Source organism: Pseudomonas sp. LAIL14HWK12:I10 (assembly GCF_900184205.1).
Taxonomy (GTDB): Bacteria; Pseudomonadota; Gammaproteobacteria; order Pseudomonadales; family Pseudomonadaceae; genus Aquipseudomonas; species Aquipseudomonas kermanshahensis.
In genome coordinates, this window is the sequence record NZ_FXWU01000001.1 from 719,220 (window position 1) to 740,449 (window position 21,230).

The 21,230-nt window shown below is 63.3% G+C and carries 16 protein-coding genes, 2 tRNA genes and 1 pseudogene; 15 read left to right on the forward strand and 4 right to left on the reverse strand.

The window, feature by feature from the left end:
• Positions 1-15: 15 nt before the first annotated feature.
• The 13 genes and pseudogenes from QOS90_RS03225 to QOS90_RS27565 all read left to right on the forward strand — a co-directional run bounded on the left by QOS90_RS03225 (position 16) and on the right by QOS90_RS27565 (position 14,527).
• A complete protein-coding gene (locus QOS90_RS03225) occupies positions 16-876 on the forward strand; it encodes an NAD(P)H-hydrate dehydratase (RefSeq protein WP_085272303.1) in 861 nt (286 codons plus the stop codon).
• On the forward strand, positions 864-1,328 hold the full coding sequence (gene tsaE / locus QOS90_RS03230) for a tRNA (adenosine(37)-N6)-threonylcarbamoyltransferase complex ATPase subunit type 1 TsaE (RefSeq protein ID WP_085272304.1): 465 nt from the start codon (positions 864-866) through the stop codon (positions 1,326-1,328). The genes QOS90_RS03225 and tsaE overlap by 13 nt, the downstream gene beginning before the upstream one ends.
• A 19-nt stretch (positions 1,329-1,347) precedes the next feature.
• Complete coding sequence (locus QOS90_RS03235; RefSeq protein WP_027592528.1) at positions 1,348-2,781, forward strand: N-acetylmuramoyl-L-alanine amidase; 1,434 nt, start codon at positions 1,348-1,350, stop codon at positions 2,779-2,781.
• On the forward strand, positions 2,778-4,676 hold the full coding sequence (mutL, locus tag QOS90_RS03240; RefSeq protein ID WP_085272305.1) for a DNA mismatch repair endonuclease MutL: 1,899 nt from the start codon (positions 2,778-2,780) through the stop codon (positions 4,674-4,676). The genes QOS90_RS03235 and mutL overlap by 4 nt, the downstream gene beginning before the upstream one ends.
• A gap of 1 nt (position 4,677) precedes the next feature.
• Positions 4,678-5,649: a tRNA (adenosine(37)-N6)-dimethylallyltransferase MiaA gene (gene miaA / locus QOS90_RS03245; RefSeq protein WP_085272306.1), complete on the forward strand. Its 972-nt coding sequence runs from the start codon at positions 4,678-4,680 to the stop codon at positions 5,647-5,649.
• 94 nt (positions 5,650-5,743) lie between these two features.
• The gene (gene hfq / locus QOS90_RS03250; protein ID WP_003258160.1) at positions 5,744-6,004 is read left to right on the forward strand and encodes an RNA chaperone Hfq; all 261 of its coding nucleotides are present in this window, start codon (positions 5,744-5,746) and stop codon (positions 6,002-6,004) included.
• Between the two features lie 12 nt (positions 6,005-6,016).
• Positions 6,017-7,318 (forward strand): ribosome rescue GTPase HflX, encoded by a 1,302-nt coding sequence (hflX, locus tag QOS90_RS03255; RefSeq protein ID WP_027592531.1) that lies wholly within the window; start codon positions 6,017-6,019, stop codon positions 7,316-7,318.
• A 96-nt stretch (positions 7,319-7,414) separates the two neighbouring features.
• On the forward strand, positions 7,415-8,596 hold the full coding sequence (gene hflK / locus QOS90_RS03260; RefSeq protein ID WP_085272307.1) for an FtsH protease activity modulator HflK: 1,182 nt from the start codon (positions 7,415-7,417) through the stop codon (positions 8,594-8,596).
• Positions 8,596-9,465 carry a protease modulator HflC gene (hflC, locus tag QOS90_RS03265; protein ID WP_027592533.1) on the forward strand — a complete coding sequence of 290 codons (870 nt, stop codon included), beginning with the start codon at positions 8,596-8,598 and terminating at the stop codon, positions 9,463-9,465. Before hflK ends, hflC begins: the two co-directional genes overlap by 1 nt.
• A gap of 300 nt (positions 9,466-9,765) precedes the next feature.
• The gene (locus tag QOS90_RS03270) at positions 9,766-10,953 is read left to right on the forward strand and encodes an ATP phosphoribosyltransferase regulatory subunit (protein WP_085272308.1); all 1,188 of its coding nucleotides are present in this window, start codon (positions 9,766-9,768) and stop codon (positions 10,951-10,953) included.
• A 56-nt stretch (positions 10,954-11,009) separates the two neighbouring features.
• Positions 11,010-12,302 carry an adenylosuccinate synthase gene (locus QOS90_RS03275; protein WP_027592535.1) on the forward strand — a complete coding sequence of 431 codons (1,293 nt, stop codon included), beginning with the start codon at positions 11,010-11,012 and terminating at the stop codon, positions 12,300-12,302.
• Between the two features lie 1,106 nt (positions 12,303-13,408).
• Positions 13,409-13,621, forward strand: a pseudogene (locus QOS90_RS27560) (methyl-accepting chemotaxis protein); the annotation flags it as partial.
• Entirely contained in the window at positions 13,610-14,527 is a 918-nt protein-coding gene (locus QOS90_RS27565) for a methyl-accepting chemotaxis protein (protein WP_502944305.1), read from the forward strand. The pseudogene QOS90_RS27560 and the gene QOS90_RS27565, both read left to right, overlap by 12 nt.
• A gap of 32 nt (positions 14,528-14,559) precedes the next feature.
• On the opposite strand, the gene QOS90_RS03285 is transcribed toward QOS90_RS27565, so the two are convergent.
• The 4 genes from QOS90_RS03285 to QOS90_RS03300 all read right to left on the reverse strand — a co-directional run bounded on the left by QOS90_RS03285 (position 14,560) and on the right by QOS90_RS03300 (position 17,598).
• A complete protein-coding gene (locus QOS90_RS03285; RefSeq protein WP_027592537.1) occupies positions 14,560-16,125 on the reverse strand; it encodes an ABC transporter permease in 1,566 nt (521 codons plus the stop codon).
• Positions 16,125-17,138, reverse strand: a complete 1,014-nt coding sequence (locus QOS90_RS03290) for an extracellular solute-binding protein (protein ID WP_085272310.1) — start codon at positions 17,136-17,138, stop codon at positions 16,125-16,127. The genes QOS90_RS03285 and QOS90_RS03290 overlap by 1 nt, the downstream gene beginning before the upstream one ends.
• 198 nt (positions 17,139-17,336) lie before the next feature.
• A tRNA-Leu gene (locus QOS90_RS03295) sits at positions 17,337-17,423 on the reverse strand.
• A gap of 88 nt (positions 17,424-17,511) precedes the next feature.
• Positions 17,512-17,598 (reverse strand) — tRNA-Leu (locus tag QOS90_RS03300).
• A gap of 275 nt (positions 17,599-17,873) precedes the next feature.
• Here QOS90_RS03300 and rnr point away from each other — a divergent pair.
• On the forward strand, positions 17,874-20,453 hold the full coding sequence (gene rnr, locus QOS90_RS03305) for a ribonuclease R (protein WP_085272311.1): 2,580 nt from the start codon (positions 17,874-17,876) through the stop codon (positions 20,451-20,453).
• Positions 20,450-21,196 carry a 23S rRNA (guanosine(2251)-2'-O)-methyltransferase RlmB gene (rlmB, locus tag QOS90_RS03310; RefSeq protein WP_027592540.1) on the forward strand — a complete coding sequence of 249 codons (747 nt, stop codon included), beginning with the start codon at positions 20,450-20,452 and terminating at the stop codon, positions 21,194-21,196. The genes rnr and rlmB overlap by 4 nt, the downstream gene beginning before the upstream one ends.
• The last annotated feature ends 34 nt before the right edge of the window (positions 21,197-21,230 follow it).

Genomic DNA, 21,230 nt, shown 5'->3' on the forward strand with positions numbered 1-21,230 from the left:
GGAGCCTTTGACCCCATGCCCCAGACCAAACAACCCGCGCATGCCCCGCAACTGCTCAGCAGCGTGACCGTCGCGCACCTGCCGGCGAGGCCTGCGCATGCCCATAAAAGTGACTTCGGCCATGTGCTGGTGGTTGGCGGCGACCTCGGTACGGGCGGTGCGGTGCTACTGAGTGCCGAAGCCGCGCTGCGCTGTGGTGCCGGGTTGGTCAGCGTGGCGACGCGTCCTGAACATGTCGGCGCATGCCTGGCCCGCCTGGCGGAAGCCATGTGCCTGGGCGTGAGTTCGGCCAATCAGCTGATGGGCGTGCTGGAGCGTGCCTCGGTGCTGGTGGTCGGCCCGGGGTTGGGGCAGGCGGCGTGGGGCCGTAGCCTGTTGTCGGCAGTGGCCAACGCTGAGCAACCGCAGGTCTGGGATGCCGATGCCTTGAACCTGCTGGCGCGCACGCCCCTGGCCCTGCCCAGCGGCAGCATCCTCACCCCGCACCCGGGTGAGGCGGCGCGGTTGCTGGGGATTTCCACCGAGGCCGTGCAAGCCGACCGCCCAGGGGCTGCGCGCAAGCTTGCCCGCCGCTATGCCAGCGTCTGCGTGCTGAAGGGCGCCGGTACCCTGGTGGCCGACCCGAGCGGGCAGTTGGCGCGGTGTGACCGTGGGCACCCGGCCATGGCCGGCGCCGGCCTGGGCGATGTGTTGACCGGCGTGCTGGCGGCGCTGCTGGCTCAAGGCTTGGGGGCCTGGGAGGCCGCCTGCTTGGGGGCGTGGCTGCATGCCTGTGCGGGCGAGCGCCTGGGCGTCAAAGGTAGAGGCCTGGCAGCCAGTGATCTGGCGCCGGTCATTCGTGAGTTGTTGGAGGAGCATTCTGCGTGTCTGGCTTAAACCTGTTTCTGGCCGATGAAGCGGCCATGGTCGCGTTTGGTGCGCGGCTTGCCGAAGTGACCGGCGGTCATGGCGTGATTTTTCTCGAAGGTGACCTGGGGGCGGGCAAGACCACGCTCTCACGTGGCCTGATCCGTGGCTTGGGCCATACTGGTGCAGTCAAGAGCCCGACCTTTACCGTGGTCGAACCGTACGAGATGGGTGAGGTGCGTGCGTTCCATTTCGACCTGTATCGCCTGGTCGATCCGGAGGAGCTGGAGTACATGGGCATACGTGACTACTTCGAGGGCGATGCGCTGTGCCTGTTCGAGTGGCCACAAAAGGGTGCGGGCGTTTTGCCAAAGCCTGACCTGACCATTACCATAAGCCCCCAAGCGAGCGGACGCTCGCTGAACCTTTCGCCGCAGGGGGCTCGCGGCGAGGCTTGGTGCGTTGCACTGGGCAAACACTAAAACTGTAAGTGGGGTAGGTATGCGCATACGCGCACTGGTCGCCATCGTTGGGCTGCTGCTGACAACGGTGACCGTTGACGCTCTGGCCGTCACTCAAGTCAAGAGCATGCGCCTGTGGCGCGCGCCGGACAACACGCGGCTGGTCTTCGACCTGTCTGGCCCCGTGCAGCACAGCGTCTTCACCCTCAGCGCGCCAGACCGCCTGGTCATCGACATCAATGGTGCGACCCTGGCCGCGCCGTTGAACGTAGCGACGTCCAACACGCCGATCAGCAGCGTGCGTTCGGCCCAGCGCACGCCTACCGACCTGCGCGTGGTGGTCGACCTGAAAAAGTCGGTCACGCCCAAGAGCTTCACCTTGGCGCCCAATGCCCAGTACGGCAACCGCCTGGTGGTCGACCTGTACGACCAGGAAGCCGACGCCGTCGCTGCCAGTACACCGCCCCCGCCGCCGACGCCCGTGCAAACGCCGGTGACCACGCCTGCGGTGCCGGTGAGCCCGGCCCAGCCGGCCATCAAGCTGCCACCGGTGCCCAGCGGCAAACGTGACATCGTGGTCGCCATCGACGCCGGCCACGGCGGCGAAGACCCGGGCGCTTCCGGCTCGCGCGGCCAGCATGAAAAAGACATCGTCCTGCAGATCGCTCAGGAGCTGCAGCGCCAGATCAACAGCGAGAAAGGCTTCCGCGCCGAGCTGACCCGCACCGGTGACTACTTCATCCCGCTGCGCAAACGCACCGAAATCGCCCGTAAGAAGGGTGCCGACCTGTTCGTCTCGATCCACGCCGATGCCGCGCCGTCCAAGGCCGCCTTCGGTGCCTCGGTCTTTGCATTGTCCGACCGTGGCGCCACGTCCGAGACCGCACGCTGGCTGGCCGACACGGAAAACCGCTCCGACCTGATCGGCGGTGCGGGCAACGTCAGCCTCGACGACAAGGACCGCATGCTCGCGGGCGTGTTGCTCGACCTGTCGATGACCGCCACGCTCAGCTCCAGCCTCAATGTGGGCCAAAAGGTGCTGGGCAACATGGGCCGCATCACCTCGCTGCACAAGCAGCGTGTTGAGCAGGCAGGCTTCATGGTGCTCAAGTCGCCGGATATCCCGTCGATCCTCGTTGAAACCGGGTTTATCTCCAACGCCAACGAAGCCGCGAAGCTGGCTACCCGTAGCCATCAGCAGGCCCTGGCCCGCTCGATCCATACCGGCGTGCGCCAGTTCTTCCAGCAAAACCCACCGCCGGGCACTTACATTGCCTGGCTGCGCGACACCGGCAAGATCGCGGCCGGCCCACGTGAACACACCGTGCGCCCAGGTGAGACCCTGGCCATGCTCGCGGTGCGCTATCAGGTCAGCGTGGCCAGCCTGCGCAGCACTAACAGCCTCAAGACCGATGAGCTGAAAGTCGGCCAGCGTCTGGACGTGCCGGCCACTACCCTGGCTTCGCAGCAATGAGTGGTGGTTCACGCATCCAGCTGCTCAGCCCGCGGCTGGCTAACCAGATTGCCGCGGGGGAGGTGGTCGAGCGCCCGGCCTCCGTGGCCAAGGAGTTGCTGGAAAACAGCCTCGACTCCGGTGCCCGGCGCATCGATGTCGAAGTCGAGCAGGGTGGCGTCAAGCTGCTGCGGGTACGCGACGATGGCGGCGGGATTTCTGCCGATGACCTGCCACTGGCGCTGGCCCGTCACGCCACCAGCAAGATCCGTGAACTGGAAGACCTCGAAGGCGTGCTGAGCCTGGGTTTCCGCGGCGAGGCCCTGGCCTCGATCAGCTCGGTGGCGCGCCTGACCCTGACGTCGCGCACGGCCAATGCCAGCGAAGCCTGGCAGGTCGAGACCGAAGGCCGCGACATGACCCCGCGCGTGCAACCGGCAGCGCACCCGGTGGGTACCTCGGTCGAAGTGCGTGACCTGTTCTTCAATACCCCGGCCCGGCGCAAGTTCCTCAAGGCCGAGAAAACCGAATTCGATCACCTGCAGGAAGTCATCCGTCGCCTGGCCCTGGCTCGCTTCGATGTCGGCTTCCACCTGCGCCATAACGGCAAGAGCATCCTCAGCCTGCATGAGGCCCACGATGAAACCGCACGTGCGCGGCGCGTCGGCGCCATCTGCGGGCCGGGCTTCATGGAGCAGGCGCTGCCCATCGATGTCGAGCGCAACGGCCTGCGCTTGTGGGGCTGGGTGGGGCTGCCGACCTTCTCGCGGAGCCAGGCCGACCTGCAGTACTTCTTCGTCAACGGCCGGGCAGTGCGCGACAAGCTGGTCGCCCACGCTGTGCGCCAGGCGTACCGGGACGTGCTGTTCAATGGCCGGCACCCGACCTTTGTGCTGTTCCTCGAACTCGAGCCCAACGGCGTGGACGTCAACGTGCACCCGACCAAGCACGAAGTGCGCTTCCGTGAAGGGCGTTCGGTGCATGACTTCCTTTATGGCACCTTGCACCGCGCCCTGGCCGACGTGCGCCCCGAGGACCAACTGGCTGCGCCCGCTGCGGCTGCCGACATCGTCCGCCCCAGTGGCCAGCAGGCCGGTGAGTTTGGCCCTCAAGGCGAGATGCGCCTGGCCTCGCCGGTGCTTGAGCAGCCTCGTGCACCGCAGTTCTCGATTTCCAATGGTGGCAGTGGCTCGGGCTATCAGTCCCAGTACAGCCCGCGTCCGTCGCAGCCGTTGCCGGCGGCCGAGTCGCAGGCGGTGTATCGCGAGTTCTACAAGCCGCTGAACGATGGCGCGGCTGCACCTTCGTCGCTGCCAGAAAGCCAGGGCGACATTCCACCGCTGGGTTATGCCCTGGCTCAGCTCAAGGGCATCTACATCTTGGCCGAGAATGCTGTCGGCCTGGTGTTGGTGGACATGCACGCCGCGCATGAGCGGATCATGTACGAGCGGCTCAAGGTGGCCATGGCCAGCGAAGGCCTGAGCGGTCAGCCGCTGCTGGTGCCTGAGTCGTTGGCCTTGAGCCAGCGCGAAGCCGACTGCGCCGAAGAGCACGCCCAATGGTTCCAGCGCTTGGGCTTCGAGTTGCAGCGGCTGGGCCCCGAGACCCTGGCGATCCGGCAGATCCCGGCGTTGCTCAAGCAAGCCGAGGCCAACCGCCTGGTGCAGGATGTGCTCGCCGACCTGATGGAATACGGCACCAGCGACCGTATTCAGGCGCACCTCAACGAACTGCTCGGCACCATGGCCTGCCACGGCGCCGTGCGCGCCAACCGGCGCCTGGCCATCCCCGAAATGAACGCACTGCTGCGCGACATGGAAAACACCGAGCGCAGCGGCCAGTGCAACCACGGCCGACCGACCTGGACCCAAATGGGCCTGGACGACCTGGACAAACTTTTCCTGCGCGGTCGATGACATGAGCGGCAAGCCCCCAGCAATATTTCTCATGGGCCCGACGGCGGCCGGCAAGACTGACCTTGCCATCGAGCTGACCAAGGTCCTGCCCTGCGAGTTGATCAGTGTCGACTCGGCGCTGGTCTACCGTGGCATGGACATCGGTACCGCCAAGCCTTCCAAGGAACTGCTGGCCGCGCACCCGCACCGGCTGATCGACATTCTCGACCCGGCCGAAAGCTACTCTGCCGCGCACTTTTGCACCGATGCCTTGCAAGCCATGGCGGAAATCACCGCACGGGGCAAGATACCGCTGCTGGTGGGTGGCACCATGCTGTATTACAAGGCCTTGATCGATGGCTTGGCTGACATGCCGCCGGCCGACGCCAGGGTGCGTGCCGAACTCGAAGCGCAGGCCCGGGAGCTAGGCCTGGTCGAGCTGCACCGCCAGTTGGCCGAAGTGGACCCTGAGTCGGCGGCGCGCATCCATCCGAATGACCCCCAGCGGCTGATCCGTGCGCTTGAGGTTTACCGAGTGAGCGGCGAGAGCATGACGGCCCATCGCCAGCGTCAATTCGCGGAAAGTCGCGGCGCAGACGCAGGCGCTGGCGGACATTTGCCCTATACTGTCGCGAGTTTGGCGATCGCTCCTACAGATCGTCACATTTTGCATCAGCGAATTGCGTTACGATTTTCGCAGATGTTGGAACAGGGCTTCATCGACGAGGTCCGATCGCTGCGAGCCAGAAGTGACTTGCACGCCGGGTTGCCGTCTATACGGGCAGTGGGGTACAGGCAAGTCTGGGACTACCTCGACGGCAGGCTAAGTGAGAATGAGATGCGAGAACGCGGTATCATTGCCACTCGCCAGCTGGCCAAGCGGCAGTTCACCTGGTTGCGCGGTTGGTCTGACGTGCACTGGCTTGACAGCCTCGCCTGCGACAATCTGTCCCGCACCTTGAAATACCTGGGAAGCGTCTCCATATTGAGCTGAGTCCCTGCTAATTGCCGTCTATTCTTGCGAAGGGGCGGCCTAATTTATCGATTTTCTTGATTTTCTATTATTTATCCTTACAGGAGTGCGGCATATGTCAAAAGGGCATTCGCTACAAGACCCTTACTTGAACACTTTGAGAAAAGAAAAGGTTCCGGTTTCCATCTACCTGGTCAACGGGATCAAGCTGCAGGGCTCGATCGAATCTTTCGACCAGTTCGTTGTGCTGCTGAAGAACACTGTCAGCCAGATGGTCTACAAGCACGCTATTTCGACCGTGGTTCCTGCGCGTCCGGTTCGCCTGCCAAGCCCGTCCGATTCCGAACACGGTGACAGCGAGCCAGGCAACGCCTGATAGGAGCCTGCATTGTTCTTTGAGCGCCACGGTGGTGGTGAACGGGCGTTGCTCGTTCACTTGGAAGGTCAGAACCCTGAGGCGCGCGAAGACCCGCAGGAGTTTCAGGAGTTGGCATTGTCGGCCGGGGCGGACATCGTCTCGCTGGTGACCATTACACGGCATCAGCCTACGGCCAAATACCTGATTGGCAGCGGCAAGGTCGAAGAACTACGCGACCAAGTCAAAGCCGATGAGGTCGATCTGGTGATTTTCAATCACACCCTCACGCCCAGCCAGGAACGCAACCTCGAACGTGTCTTCGAGTGTCGCGTGCTTGATCGCACCGGGCTGATTCTCGATATCTTCGCCCAGCGGGCGCGTACCCATGAAGGCAAGCTGCAGGTCGAACTGGCCCAGCTCGAGCACATGAGCACGCGACTGGTACGCGGCTGGACTCACCTTGAGCGGCAAAAAGGCGGTATCGGCCTGCGCGGCCCGGGTGAAACCCAGCTTGAAACCGACCGCCGCCTGCTACGGGTACGCCTGCGTCAGATCAAGGCACGCCTTGAGAAGGTGCGCAGCCAGCGCGAGCAGGCCCGTCGCGGCCGGCGCCGCGCCGATATCCCGTCGGTTTCGCTGGTGGGTTACACCAACGCCGGCAAGTCCACCCTGTTCAACGCCCTGACCCAATCCGAGGTCTACGCCGCCGACCAGCTCTTCGCCACCCTCGACCCGACCTTGCGCCGGCTCGAGTTGAACGACCTTGGGCCGATCGTGCTGGCTGACACCGTCGGCTTCATTCGTCACCTGCCGCACAAGCTGGTCGAGGCTTTTCGGGCTACGCTCGAAGAGTCGAGCAACTCTGACCTGCTGCTGCATGTGATCGACGCGCATGAGCCCGACCGCATGGAGCAGATCGAGCAGGTGTTGGCGGTATTGGGCGAGATCGGTGCCGAAGGCTTGCCGATCCTTGAGGTCTATAACAAACTCGACCTGCTCGAAGATGTCGAGCCGCAGATCCAGCGCGATGCCGATGGCAAGCCGGAGCGGGTCTGGGTATCGGCACGCGATGGGCGTGGCCTGGAGCTGGTTGGCCAGGCGATTGCCGAGTTGCTGGGGGATGATCTGTTTGTCGGTACCCTGTGCCTGGAGCAGCGTTTTGCCCGCTTGCGCGCGCAATTCTTTGCCCTGGGTGCCGTGCAGAGTGAAGAGCATGATGAAGAAGGGCGCAGCCTGCTGAGCGTGCGACTGCCCAAGGTCGAGTTGAATCGTCTGGTCAGCCGCGAAGGCATGGAGCCGCAAATGTTTGTCGAGCAACACACTTTGCAATAAATGCTCGACGAGGTCGCCGGGCAGCAGTGACAGGCATTCTGTAGCATTGGACGGCGCGCCGTGGGCGCGTCTTTGCTTTATCAGATGGAGAGCGCTATGGCTTGGAACGAGCCGGGTGGCAACTCGAACAATCAGGATCCCTGGGGCGGTCGCCGTGGTGGCGGCGGCGGTGGTGGCGATAAAAAAGGCCCGCCGGATCTGGACGAGGCCTTCCGCAAACTGCAGGACAGCCTGAACGGCATGTTCGGCAGCGGCAAGAAACGTGGCGGCGGTGACCGCAATGTCGGCAAGGGTGGCGGCTACGGCCTGCTGGGCATCGGCCTGGCGGTGTTGGCTGCCATCTGGCTGTACAGCGCCGTGTACGTGGTCGACGAGCAGGAGCAGGCCGTAGTGCTGCGCTTCGGCAAGTACTATGAGACGGTCGGTCCCGGCCTGAACATCTACTTCCCGCCCATCGATCGCAAGTACATGGAAAACGTCACGCGTGAGCGTGCCTACACCAAGCAGGGGCAGATGCTGACCGAAGACGAGAACATCGTCGAGGTCCCGCTGACCGTCCAGTACAAGATCACCAACCTGCAGGACTTCGTGCTCAACGTCGACCAGCCAGAGGTGAGCCTGCAGCATGCGACCGACAGTGCCCTGCGCCATGTGGTGGGTTCCACCTCCATGGACCAGGTGCTGACCGAAGGCCGTGAGCAGATGGCCGTGGATATCCGCGAACGCCTGCAGCGCTTCCTCGACAACTACCGTACCGGTATCACCGTCACCCAGGTCAACGTACAGAGCGCGGCAGCCCCGCGTGAAGTGCAGGAAGCCTTCGACGACGTGATCCGTGCGCGCGAAGATGAACAGCGTGCCCGCAACCAGGCCGAGTCCTACGCCAATGGCGTGGTGCCAGAAGCCCGTGGTCAGGCCCAGCGCATCATCGAGGACGCCAACGGTTACCGCGACGAAGTGATCGCTCGCGCCAAGGGTGAAGCCGACCGCTTCAGCAAGCTGGTGACCGAGTATCACAAGGCGCCGGACATCACGCGTCAGCGTCTGTACCTGGAAACCATGCAAGAGGTCTACAGCAACTCGAGCAAGGTCATGGTGGCTACCAAGGACGGGCAGAGCAACCTGCTCTACTTGCCACTGGACAAGATGGTCGAAGGCAGCCGCAACACGTCCGCACCGGCCAGCGGTGTATCTGCGTCGGCCAACGACGCGGCCGCGCGTGCGGCGCAGGACCTGCAACAGCAACAACAGCCGCCGCGCACTAGGGAGAGCCGCTGATGAGCAATAGATCGCTGATCGCCCTGATCGCCGCTGTGGTGCTGGCCGTCGTGGCCTGGAACTGCTTCTACATCGTGTCGCAGACCGAACGTGCCGTACTGCTGCAATTCGGCCGTGTGGTCCAGGCTGATGTTCAGCCGGGCCTGCATGTGAAGGTTCCTTACGTGAACCAGGTGCGCAAGTTCGACGCCCGCCTGATGACCCTTGATGCGCCAACCCAGCGGTTCCTGACCCTGGAGAAGAAAGCGGTCATGGTCGACGCCTACGCCAAGTGGCGCGTCAAGGATGCCGAGCGCTTCTACACCGCCACTTCCGGCCTCAAGCAGATCGCCGATGAGCGTCTGTCGCGTCGTCTGGAAAGCGGCCTGCGTGACCAGTTCGGTAAGCGTACCCTGCACGAGGTGGTTTCCGGTGAACGTGACGCGCTGATGGCTGACATCACCGCTTCGCTGAACCGCATGGCTAACAAAGAGCTGGGTATCGAGGTCATCGATGTGCGCGTCAAGGCCATCGACCTGCCGAAGGAAGTCAACCGCAGCGTGTTCGATCGTATGAGCACCGAGCGTGAGCGTGAAGCCCGCGAGCATCGCGCCAAAGGTAACGAGTTGGCCGAAGGTATCCGTGCGGATGCCGATCGTCAGCGCCGTGTACTGCTGGCCGAAGCCTATCGTGAAGCTGAAGAAACCCGCGGTGACGGCGACGCCCAGGCGGCTGCCATCTACGCCAAGGCCTACAGCCAGGACGCTGATTTCTATGCGTTCAACCGTAGCCTGCAGGCGTACCGCGAGAGCTTCTCGAACAAGAGCGACGTGCTGGTCCTGGACCCGAAGAACGAGTTCTTCCGCTTCCTGGACAAGAGCAAGCCTTGATGCTCTAAGCCCGTTTTCATTGGGGCTAAGCCCCGCCTGGCAGCTAAAACACCAGGCGGGGTGCATCCTGAATGAAAAGGGGTGTATGATGAGGCAGCCGGGAAATTTCCCGGCTTTTTTGCGTCTGCAAGGTTGATTGGCAAACCGCCAGTTGACGGTTTGGTCAGCGCGCAAGGCAATTCGAGGGTATTGGGTACGGTGGCTGCGCTGGGATCAGTGCTGCCCGCTGCTGTGCGCGATACCTGCTTTACTGACGGCTCGCCACAGGCAGGCCGCCCGGACCAGAGGGGAAATGGCGTAATGGCAACGGTAGACCGCTGGCTGCTGCCAGATGGCATCGAGGAAGTACTGCCACCTGAGGCTGCGCGCATCGAGATCGCGCGTCGCCAGGTGTTGGACCTGTTCCAGAGTTGGGGCTACGAACTGGTCGTCACCCCGCATATCGAGTACCTGGAGTCGCTGTTGACCGGCGCCGGCCAGGACCTGGATCAGCGCACCTTCAAGGTGGTCGACCCGCAGTCCGGTCGCCTGATGGGCTTCCGTGCCGACTTCACCCCGCAGGTGGCGCGTATCGACGCCCACACCTTGCGCCGTGAAGGCCCGAGCCGCCTGTGCTATGCCGGCAGCGTGCTGCATGCCCAGCCGCGTGCTCTGTCCACCTCGCGCAGCCCGATCCAGCTCGGTGCCGAGTTGTACGGCGATGCCAGCCCCACCAGCGATGTCGAAGTCATCAGCCTGATGCTCGCCACGCTGCAGCTAACGGATGTCGCGGACGTGCACATGGACCTCGGCCATGTCGGCATCTACCGTGGCCTGGCGCGTGCCGCGGGCCTGTCGGGCGCGGTCGAGCAGCAGCTGTTCGACGCCCTGCAGCGCAAGTCGGTCGACGAAGTACAGGCACTGACCGCCGACCTGCCGAAAGACCTGGGCAACATGCTGCGCGCCCTGGTCGAGATGTGCGGTGGCCGTGAAGTGCTGGCCGAAGCCCGCGTGCGCCTGGGCCGTGCCCCGGCCAGCGTGCTGGCGGCGCTGGACGACCTTTTGGCGATCGCCGATCGCCTGGCGTCGCGCTACCCAGACCTGCCGTTGTACTTCGACCTCGGCGAGCTGCGTGGCTACCACTACCACACCGGTGTGGTGTTCGCCGTGTTCGTGCCGGGCGAAGGTCAATCGATCGCCCAGGGCGGCCGTTATGACGATATCGGCGCTGATTTCGGCCGGGCACGCCCGGCCACTGGATTCTCCACGGATTTGAAGACCCTGGTCACACTGGGGCGAGCGGAGGTCGTATTGCCAACTGGCGGCATCTGGATGCCCGACAGTGGTGACGCGGCCCTCTGGCAGCAGGTCTGCCAGTTGCGCAGCGAGGGCCAGCGTGTGGTTCAGGCTTTGCCTGGCCAGCCGTTGAGTGCTGCTCTCGAGGCGGATTGTGATCGGCAATTGATTCAGCAAGACGGGCGCTGGCAGGTACTGCCGCTGACCCATTGAGTTTCTGCGTCGGCAAAAGGCCGGCAACCAAGTTTGCGTGAATGAGGACCAATGTAATGGGTAAGAATGTCGTCGTCCTGGGCACCCAATGGGGTGATGAGGGCAAAGGCAAGATCGTCGATCTGCTGACCGAACATGCTGCCGCCGTAGTGCGCTACCAGGGTGGCCACAACGCGGGCCACACCCTGGTGATCAACGGTGAAAAAACCGTTCTGCACCTGATTCCGTCCGGCATCCTGCGTGAAGGCGTTCAGTGCCTGATCGGCAACGGCGTGGTCGTTGCTCCAGATGCCCTGATGCGTGAAATCACCAAGCTGGAAGAGAAGGGCGTACCGGTGCGTGAGCGCCTGCGCATCAGCCCGGCTGCTCCGCTGATCCTGTCGTACCACGTGGCCCTGGACCAGGCCCGCGAGAAAGCCCGTGGCGAAGCCAAGATCGGCACCACCGGCCGTGGTATCGGCCCAGCGTACGAAGACAAAGTCGCACGCCGCGGCCTGCGCGTTGGCGACCTGTTCCACCGTGAGCGTTTCGCTGCCAAGCTCGGTGAGCTGCTGGACTACCACAACTTCCAGCTGGTGAACTATTACAAAGAGCCGGCCATCGACTTCCAGCAGACCCTGGACGAGTGCATGGCCTACGCCGAGCAGCTCAAGCCGATGATGCTCGACGTCACCGCCGAGCTGCATAACCTGCGTCGCGCCGGCAAGGACATCATGTTCGAAGGTGCCCAGGGCTCGCTGCTGGACATCGACCACGGTACCTACCCGTACGTCACCAGCTCCAACACCACTGCCGGCGGTATCTCCACCGGTTCCGGCGTGGGCCCGATGTACCTGGACTACATCCTGGGTATCACCAAGGCCTACACCACGCGCGTAGGTTCCGGCCCGTTCCCGACCGAACTGTTCGATGAAACCGGCGCTACCCTGGCCAAGCGTGGCCACGAGTTCGGTTCGACCACCGGCCGTGCCCGTCGTTGCGGCTGGTTCGATGCCGTCATCCTGCGTCGCGCCATCGACGTCAACAGCATCTCGGGCATCTGCCTGACCAAGCTGGACGTACTGGACGGCCTGGAAACCATCAACATCTGCGTTGGCTACAAGAACGAGAACGGTGCTGTCATCGACGCCCCTTCCGATGCCGACAGCTACATCGGCCTGGAGCCGGTGTACGAAGAGATGCCAGGCTGGAGCGAGTCGACCTTGGGTGCCAAGACCCTGGAAGCGCTGCCAGAAGCTGCTCGCGCTTACATCAAGCGCATCGAGGAGCTGGTCGGCGCGCCGATCGACATCATCTCCACCGGCCCGGACCGCAACGAGACCATCGTGCTGCGTCATCCGTTCGCCTGATCCGCTTTTACGGCTGATCTGACGCCGCGGCCCTGAAAGGGGCCGCGGCGTTTTCATTTGTAGGCCTGCACCGGCCTCTTCGCGGGTTAACCCGCTCCCACCGGATCTCTACTGCCTTCAGGTTCAGTGCCACACTGTGGGAGCGGGTTTACCCGCGAAGAGGCCGGCACAAGCAAACACTCTGCTAGACCTTGGCACATATCCCCGCTGTTCCCGGCATAACCCTTGCTGTAAGAAGTTTCTGTAGATGCCATCAAAATAGTGGCGCCAGAAAACACGAGGGTTACACCGTGTCTGCCATCCTCTCACTGTTACGAAGCCGCCTTTTGCGGCCTGTGTTTGTTGCCCTTGGTATCGCTCTTTTGGTGCAGGTGCTGGTTGCCGTTGCGCTGACCCGAAGCACGGTCACCGCCTTGGAGGCCGACCTGGGCGAGCGCTTGGGCAATGACAGCCGCAAGCTGGCCAGCGAGCTGGAGCAAGCTGGGCAGGACGTGCGTTCGGGGCTCGATAGCCTGTCCAGCAGCACCCGTCAGCGCCTGAGCGCCGGGTTGTCGACACGCCTGCAAAACGAGCAGCAGCAACTGCGCACCACGCTGGAAAAGAACCTCAAGGATTCTGCCAACGACATGGCCGAACTGCTGGCCTCGGTCGCCCCGCGGGCTATCTGGGACAACGATGTGCCGGTGCTCTCTGACTTCGCCCGTCGCGCTCAGCGCAACCCCAACGTGCTGTTCGTGGTCTACGACGACGCGCAGGGCCAGCACCTGACCCGCTACCTCAACCGGCAAAACCCGATCAACCAGGCGTTGATGGAAAAGGGGCAGGGCGAGCGGGCGCTGGACAAGGTGATCAATGCGGCTCGCCGCGACCCGGCGGTGTATTTTGTCGAAGCGTCGATCAACCCCAATGGTGCGGAGATCGGCAAGGTGTTGATGGGCGTTTCCACGGCTGGTGTCGATCAGGAGCTCGCGGCCCTTGACCAGCGCTTCGCCGCCTTGATCGCCAGTGGTGAGCAGCTGGTGGGTGACAGCCTTGGGGCCGCCGCCGCCGACAGCGGCAAGACCCTGCGCGAACGCCTGGAGACTGCCCAGAGCAGTGCCACCGCGATGCAGGCCAATACTGCGCAGACGGTGCGTGAAGCTGCTGCCGAGCTGCGCTGGCGTATTGGCCTGGGCCTGGTGTTGGTGGGCCTTGGCGTGTTGCTGGTAGTCGCGGTGGTGCTTGGTAGACGGGTACTCAGCAAGCTGCGCCTGTTGATCACCGCCCTGAACGACCTGGCTGCCGGTGAGGGTGACCTGACCAAACGCGTGACCCTCGACAGTCGCGACGAGATCGGTGACATGGCCTCGGCGGTCAACCGTTTCGTCGACAAGTTGCAGCCCATCGTCCGCGAGGCCGGTGAGGTGGCGCAGCGTACGGGTGTCGAGATTGGCGCCATGGCCCAGCGCAATGCCGGTGCCGACGCCGCTGCTGCGCTGCAGCGCGATGAAGTGGCCGCCAGCCTGCGTGACCTGTCGAGCATGGCCGACGAAGCCCAAGCCGAGAGCCATGCCATGCAGTCCGCCTTGCAGCAGGTGGTGGATATTCGCCAGGCCACTGATGAGAACAGCCGGACTTCGACCCAGCTCGCCGGCCTGATCGAAAGCTTGGCAGGGCAGGTGGAGACCGGCTCGCATGTAATCGAACGGCTGGCCAAGCAGAGTGAACAGATCGAGGTGGTGCTGACAGTGATCCACGGCATTGCCGAGCAGACCAACCTGCTGGCATTGAATGCGGCCATCGAGGCGGCGCGTGCTGGCGAGACGGGGCGCGGCTTTGCCGTGGTGGCTGATGAAGTGCGCGCGTTGGCGAGCAAGACGCAAAGCTCGACCGGGGATATCCAGGCGCATATTGCTGCGCTGCAGAAAGGCGCCAAAGAAGCTGTGGCCACCATCAGCCAGGCAGGGCTCAAGGCCAGTGAAGGGTTGCTGGTGTTGCGCGAGAACGAGCGCCGTCAGCAGTCGGTGCAGGCGGCGGTCGAGCAAGTGCATGCGGCGATCGGGCTGGCTACCCGCGCGGCCGAGCAGCAAGCGCACGGTGCGCAAGCGGTGCGCGGCCGGGTGGAGACCATTCACGCCCAGGCCGAACGCTCGGCTGAAGTGGTGATGCAGACCACGGCCAGCAGCAAGGTACTGGATGACCTGGCAGCGCAGCTGCGGGCCAGCCTGGGGCAGTTCAGGGCGTAACGCCCCCCTTTGAGGGGGCGCTCCTACAAAACTTACGCCTTGTTGAGGTACATCCGTGTGGTCAGCAGGTACACCGGCAACCCCGATACCACGATCAGCAGTGCCGCGTACGGCGCTGCCGCCGCGAACTCGACGTTGGCGGTATGCGCCCAGACCTCAGTGGCCAGGGTGGTCATGCCGGTCGGGCTCAGCAGCAGTGTGGCGGTCAGCTCTTTCATGGCATCGAGGAACACCAGGGCGAAGGCTGCGGCCAGGGCCGGGAAGATGATCGGCAAGGTCACCCGGCAGAACGCTGTGAAGCTGCTCGCGCCCAGGGTGCGGGCAGCCTCTTCGAGCGTCGGCGAAGCCTTGTTCAAGGCGGTGCGTACCGGCGCCTGGGCCAGCGGCAGGAACAGCAGTGCGTAGGCCAGCAGCAACAGCGCAGTGGTCTGGTACATCGCAGGCACGTAGTGCAGCGCGAAGAACACCAGCGTCAGCGCGATCACCAGGCCCGGCAGGGCATGCAGCAGGTACGGCAGGCGTTCAGCCCAGATCGCCAGGCGGCCCTTGTAGCGCACCACCAGGAAGCTGATCGGCAATGCCAGCAACACACAGAACCCTGCGCCGCCAAGCGACACCGACAACGAGGTGAGCAGCGCCTTGGAGATTTCGGCGACCGGAAACGCCGCCGACGAGCCAACACTCAGCCAGTAACCGAGCATGGCCAGCGGAATGCCGCTGCCCAGTACCGCCAGGCCCACGCAGAACAGCTGCGCCAAGGGCGCCCAGCCGCGCAAGCGCACAGGCTGTGCGCGGCGTGCCACGCCTTGGCCGATGCGTACGTGGCGGGCCTTGCCACGCACGCGCAGTTCCAGCCACAACATGATCATGCACAGTGCCAGCAGCACAGCCGAGAGCATGGCTGCGTTGGCGTTGCTGAATTCCAGCTCGAACTGCTGGTAGATCGCCGTGGTGAAGGTCTGCAGGCCGAGGATCGACAGTGCGCCAAATTCCACCAGCATGTGCAGGGCAATCAGCAGGGCGCCGCCCAGCATCGAGGGCCACAGCAACGGCAAGGTCACCTTGATGAACACGCCCCAACGGCTGCATCCCAGCGTACGCGCCGACTCTTCAAGCGAGGTGTCGACGTTGCGCAGGGTAGCTGCCACCGGCAGGAACACCAGCGGATACTTGGACAAGGCCATGACCAGAATGGCCCCGCCGAGGCCTTCGAAGTCCGAACTCAGCGACACCCAGGTGAAGCTGCTGACGAATGACGGCACCGCAAACGGCAGGCACAGCACCACGCCCCACAGGCGACGCCCCGCCAGGTTGCTGCGTTCGAGCAGCCAGGCCAGGGCCAGGCCGACCACCATGCACACCAGCGTCACCCCGAACATCAGCATCAGGGTGTTGCGCATCAGGCCCCAGACGAACGGGCGCCACAGCAGGTGCAGGGCTTCTCGCCAGCCTGCTTCCCAGGCTTTGAGGGCGACATACGCCAGTGGCAGCAAACTCATCGCCACCAGGAACAGCACAGGCAGCACCACCCAGATCGAGGGGCGCTTGCGGCGCGGCACGAAACGTACCGGCGCCGGCTCGGACAGGGCGGCAGTCATCAGAGCAGACCGACCTCACGTTCAAGTTCCAGGGCTTCTTCGGCATTGCCAAGGTCGGCCGGGGAGATCTTCGGTGGGCGCAGGTCTTCAAAAGGCTTCAGGCCACGGTCAGAAACCATGCCCTTGTGCAGTGGATACTCGGCGGTGGTCTGAGTGATCACACGCTGGCCTTCTTCGCTGGCCATCCAGTTGAGCAGGGCCTGGGCTTCTTTCGGGTGCTTGCTGGCTTTGACCGCGGCGGCACCGGAGATGGTCACCAGGCCACCGGCATCGCCGTCGGCCAGGTAATACAGCTTGGAGTCCAGCTTGCCGCGCTCACGCTCCAGGGCGTACCAGTAGTAGTTGTTCACCAGCACGGCGGCGACTTCGCCTTTTTCCACAGCCTTCAGGGCGACCATGTTGTTGGTGTAGGTCTTGCCGAAAGCCTTCAGGCCGGTCAACCACTCTTCGGCCGCATCACGCCCGTGCATCTTGAGGATGGCTACAGCCTGTTCCTGGAAGGCGCCACTGGTCGGCACGAAACCGACACGGCCATCCCATTCAGGGTCGGCGAAGTCCATGACCGATTGCGGCAGGTCTTTCTCGTCGATTTTCTTCGGGTTGAACACCACCACGCGGGTGCGCGCGGTGACGCCCATCCACGTGCCGTTGGCGGCTACGTATTCCTTGGGCAGCATGTTCAAGGTGGCGTCGTCGATTTTCGCCAGTAGGCCCAGCTCACCCAGGTTGTTCAGGGGTGGCGACTCTTCGGTATAGATGATGTCGGCCGGCGAGCGCTCGCCTTCTTCGATGATCTGGCTGGCCAGCTGGTTGCTGCTGCCCTTGCGGATATTGATATGAATGCCAGTCTTGGCCTCGTAGGCCTTGGCGATGGCCTCGCCGATTTCCTTGTGCTGGCCGTTGTACATGGTCAGTGTGACCGGGGCGTCTGCCATGGCGGCCGGGGCGCCGATCACCAGGCTCAATACAGCGGCGGCCAGGGTGCGCATCAGCGGTTGCGGACGGATCGTCATGCGGGTACTTCCTCGCTTACGGCTACATATTTGGAAACAATGGTAAACGAAATCGTTTCTCAAGTGGCCGTGTGACAAGAAATTCATGGGCAGACGATCGTCGAGCAGCTGAATTTTTGGCCGGAGGGGAGGGCGTAGCGGGTGGAACAAAAAACGCAGGCAAGAAAAAACCCACTAGCAAGCTAGTGGGTTTTTATATGGTGCCCAGGAGAAGACTCGAACTTCCACGACCGTTAAGTCACTGATACCTGAAACCAGCGCGTCTACCAATTCCGCCACCTGGGCAAAGCTTTACATCAGCTGGTGAAGGCGACTATCGTTCGCTTTCACACAGTAGTAATAGATCCTTGGTCATCTATTACTTGATAATACTTGGTGCCCAGGAGAAGACTCGAACTTCCACGACCGTTAAGTCACTGATACCTGAAACCAGCGCGTCTACCAATTCCGCCACCTGGGCACACATTTCGTCGAGGTCACATGATGCTTTACATCGCGTTTCATCTCAACTACAACGTCGTCTGTCCGTCGTTGTGGTGCGCACTATACGGACGGTCCTGAGGGCTGTAAACCCCCTGATCAAAAAAAATTTCAAAATTTTCAACTTGTTGATTCTTCAGCCCTATTACACCTTCCTCGGCTCATCGCCGGGGGGCTGTCCAAGGCTGTCATTTCCGGTTTCAATACGCCTATGCCAGAATTCCTATCTATATACCCCAAGGTGAACCCCTTCTGATGGCCGATTGGCAATCCCTCGATCCCGAGGCCGCTCGCGAAGCGGAAAAATACGACAACCCTATCCCCAGCCGTGAGCTGATCCTCCAGCGTCTTGCCGATCGTGGCGAGCCGGCCGCCCGCGAGGAGCTGGCGGCAGAATTCGGTCTGTACGAGGAAGACCAGATTGAAGCCCTGCGCCGCCGCCTGCGTGCCATGGAGCGCGACGGCCAGCTTATCTATACCCGGCGTGGCACCTATGCCCCGGTAGATAAGCTGGACCTTATCTGTGGCCGCATTTCCGGCCACCGCGACGGTTTTGGCTTCCTCATCCCTGATGACAAGAGCGACGACCTGTTCCTCAGCCCTTCGCAGATGCGCCTGGTATTCGATGGCGACCGCGCCCTGGCGCGTGTGTCCGGCACCGACCGCCGTGGCCGCCGTGAAGGTGTATTGGTAGAAGTCATCTCCCGCGCGCATGAAAGCGTGGTCGGGCGTTACTTCGAAGAGGGCGGTATCGGCTACGTGACGCCGGACAACCCGAAGATCCAGCAAGAAGTGCTGGTGACCGCCGGTCGCAATGGCGGCGCCAAGATCGGCCAGTTCGTCGAGATCAAGATCACGCACTGGCCCACCCCGCGCTTCCAGCCGCAAGGCGATGTGATCGAAGTGATCGGCAACTACATGGCGCCGGGCATGGAAATCGACGTTGCCCTGCGCAGCTACGACATCCCGCACGTCTGGCCCGATGACGTGGTCAAGGAGGCGCGCAAGTTCCGCTCCGAAGTGGAAGAGAAGGACAAGGAAAAGCGCATCGACCTGCGCCACCTGCCTTTCGTCACCATCGACGGCGAAGATGCCCGCGACTTCGACGATGCGGTGTATTGCGAGCCGCTGGGCAAGCTGCGCCTGTTCTCCGGTGGCTGGCGCCTGTACGTGGCGATTGCCGACGTTTCCAGCTACGTGCGCCTGGGTTCTGCCCTGGACGTCGAAGCCCAGCAGCGTGGCAACTCGGTGTACTTCCCCGAGCGCGTGGTGCCGATGCTCCCCGAAGAGCTGTCCAACGGCCTGTGCTCGCTGAACCCGCACGTCGATCGCCTGGCCATGGTCTGCGAAATGACCATCAACAAAGCCGGCCAGATGGTCGACTACCAGTTCTACGAAGGCGTGATCCACTCCCATGCCCGCCTGACCTACAACAAGGTCAGCAGCATGCTCGAGCATGCCCGCACCCGTGAAGGGAAGGCGCTGCGCGAGGAGTACAAGGAAGTCCTGCCGGACCTGAAGAGCCTCTACGCGCTCTACAAGGTGCTGCTGGACGCGCGCCACACCCGCGGCGCGATTGACTTCGAGACCCAAGAAACCCGCATCATCTTTGGCGATCAACGCAAGATCGCCGAGATCCGCCCGACCGTGCGCAACGATGCCCACAAGCTGATCGAGGAGTGCATGCTGGCGGCCAACGTGGCCACCGCCGAGTTCCTGCAAAAGCACGGCGTGCCGGCCCTGTACCGCGTGCACGATGGCCCGCCGCCGGAGCGCCTGGAAAAACTGCGCGCCTTCCTCGGTGAGCTGGGCTTGTCGCTGCACAAAGGCAAGGACCCGTCGCCGAAGGATTACCAGGCCCTGCTGGCGAGCATTTCCGAGCGCCCAGACTTCCACCTGATCCAGACCGTGATGCTGCGCTCGCTGAGCCAGGCGGTGTACAGCACCGACAACAACGGCCACTTCGGCCTGAATTACGAGGCTTACACCCACTTCACCTCGCCGATTCGTCGTTACCCGGACCTGCTGGTGCACCGTGCCATCCGCAGCATCATCCGCTCCAAGGTGGATACCCCGCACGTCAAGCGTGCTGGTGCCATGAGCATTCCCAAGGCGCGCATCTACCCGTACGACGAGAACACCCTCGAGCAACTCGGCGAGCAGTGCTCGATGACCGAACGCCGTGCCGACGAGGCGACGCGCGATGTGGTCAACTGGCTCAAGTGCGAGTTCATGAAGGACCGTGTGGGCGAGACCTTCCCGGGTGTGATTACCGCGGTGACCGGTTTCGGCTTGTTCGTCGAGCTGACGGACATCTACGTAGAAGGCCTGGTGCACGTCAGTGCGCTGCCGGGCGACTACTACCACTTCGACCCGGTTCATCATCGCCTGTCCGGCGAGCGTACCGGGCGCAGCTTCCGCTTGGGCGACACGATCGAAGTCAAGGTCATGCGCGTTGACCTGGACGAGCGCAAGATCGACTTCGAAGTCTCCGAGAAGACCCTCAGCGGGCCGATCGGTCGCAAGCAGCGTGGCGCCGCGGCGTCCGCAGACGGCAAGCCCGAGCAGCCGCAGCCGGCCACCGAGGCGAAAGCCACGCCCAAGCCGCGCAGCCGCAAGAGCGAGGCGTCCGAGGCCTATTTCCCTAAAGATGCCGTGCAGCGCAACGCTGAAGTGCGCAAGAGCCGCGAGATGAAGAAGGCGTTGATGACCGACGCTCGCAGCAGTGCCGGCAGCAAGTCGGAGAAGGGTGGCAAGCCATCCGGCAAGCCGACCAAGCATCGCAAAGGCCCGCCGAAGTCCGGTGCGCCCCGCAAGAGCAAGAGCAAGTCATGAGTCAGCTGGAAAAGATCTACGGCGTACACGCCGTGCAGGCGTTGTTGCAGCACCACCCCAAGCGGGTCAAGCAGGTCTGGCTGTCGGAAGGGCGCAGTGAGCCGCGCCTGCAGAAGTTGCTGGAGCTGGCCGCAGAAAACCGCGTAGCGGTCGGCCAGGCCGAACGCCGCGAGCTGGATGCCTGGGTCGAAGGTGTGCACCAGGGTGTGGTTGCCGAGGTCAGCCCGAGCCAGGTGTGGGGTGAGTTGATGCTCGAGGAGTTGCTCGAGCGCACCGAAACGCCACCGCTGATTCTGGTCCTGGACGGCGTCACCGACCCGCACAACCTCGGCGCCTGCCTGCGCACCGCCGATGCCGCCGGCGCAACGGCGGTGGTGGTGCCCAAGGACAAGTCAGCGACCCTGACGCCGGTGGTGCGCAAGGTCGCCTGCGGCGCTGCGGAAGTGATTCCGTTGGTGGCCGTGACCAACCTGGCGCGCACGCTTGAAAAGCTTCAGCAGCGTGGCCTGTGGGTGGTCGGCACGGCCGGTGAGGCCGAGCAGGAAATCTACCAACAGGACCTGACCGGGCCGCTGGTGATGATCATGGGCGCAGAAGGCAAAGGCATGCGCCGCCTGACCCGTGAGCATTGCGATTTCCTGGTCAAGTTGCCGATGGGCGGTAGCGTCAGCAGCCTGAACGTTTCGGTGGCGACCGGTGTTTGCTTGTTCGAGGCAGTGCGCCAGCGTCAAGCCAAGCGCTGATTCATACCTGCGCGGGCCTCTTCGCGGGTAAACC

Bases quoted from the DNA above. Each gene is read 5' to 3' on its own strand.
- rnr (WP_085272311.1), top strand. From the start codon at position 17,874: ATGGCCGATTGGCAATCCCTCGATCCCGAGGCCGCTCGCGAAGCGGAA.
- miaA (WP_085272306.1), top strand. From the start codon at position 4,678: ATGAGCGGCAAGCCCCCAGCAATATTTCTCATGGGCCCGACGGCGGCC.
- hfq (WP_003258160.1), top strand. From the start codon at position 5,744: ATGTCAAAAGGGCATTCGCTACAAGACCCTTACTTGAACACTTTGAGA.
- QOS90_RS03290 (WP_085272310.1), bottom strand. From the start codon at position 17,138: ATGACGATCCGTCCGCAACCGCTGATGCGCACCCTGGCCGCCGCTGTA.
- mutL (WP_085272305.1), top strand. From the start codon at position 2,778: ATGAGTGGTGGTTCACGCATCCAGCTGCTCAGCCCGCGGCTGGCTAAC.
- QOS90_RS03285 (WP_027592537.1), bottom strand. From the start codon at position 16,125: ATGACTGCCGCCCTGTCCGAGCCGGCGCCGGTACGTTTCGTGCCGCGC.
- hflK (WP_085272307.1), top strand. From the start codon at position 7,415: ATGGCTTGGAACGAGCCGGGTGGCAACTCGAACAATCAGGATCCCTGG.
- QOS90_RS03235 (WP_027592528.1), top strand. From the start codon at position 1,348: ATGCGCATACGCGCACTGGTCGCCATCGTTGGGCTGCTGCTGACAACG.
- QOS90_RS03225 (WP_085272303.1), top strand. From the start codon at position 16: ATGCCCCAGACCAAACAACCCGCGCATGCCCCGCAACTGCTCAGCAGC.
- hflC (WP_027592533.1), top strand. From the start codon at position 8,596: ATGAGCAATAGATCGCTGATCGCCCTGATCGCCGCTGTGGTGCTGGCC.
- rlmB (WP_027592540.1), top strand. From the start codon at position 20,450: ATGAGTCAGCTGGAAAAGATCTACGGCGTACACGCCGTGCAGGCGTTG.
- QOS90_RS03275 (WP_027592535.1), top strand. From the start codon at position 11,010: ATGGGTAAGAATGTCGTCGTCCTGGGCACCCAATGGGGTGATGAGGGC.
- QOS90_RS03270 (WP_085272308.1), top strand. From the start codon at position 9,766: ATGGCAACGGTAGACCGCTGGCTGCTGCCAGATGGCATCGAGGAAGTA.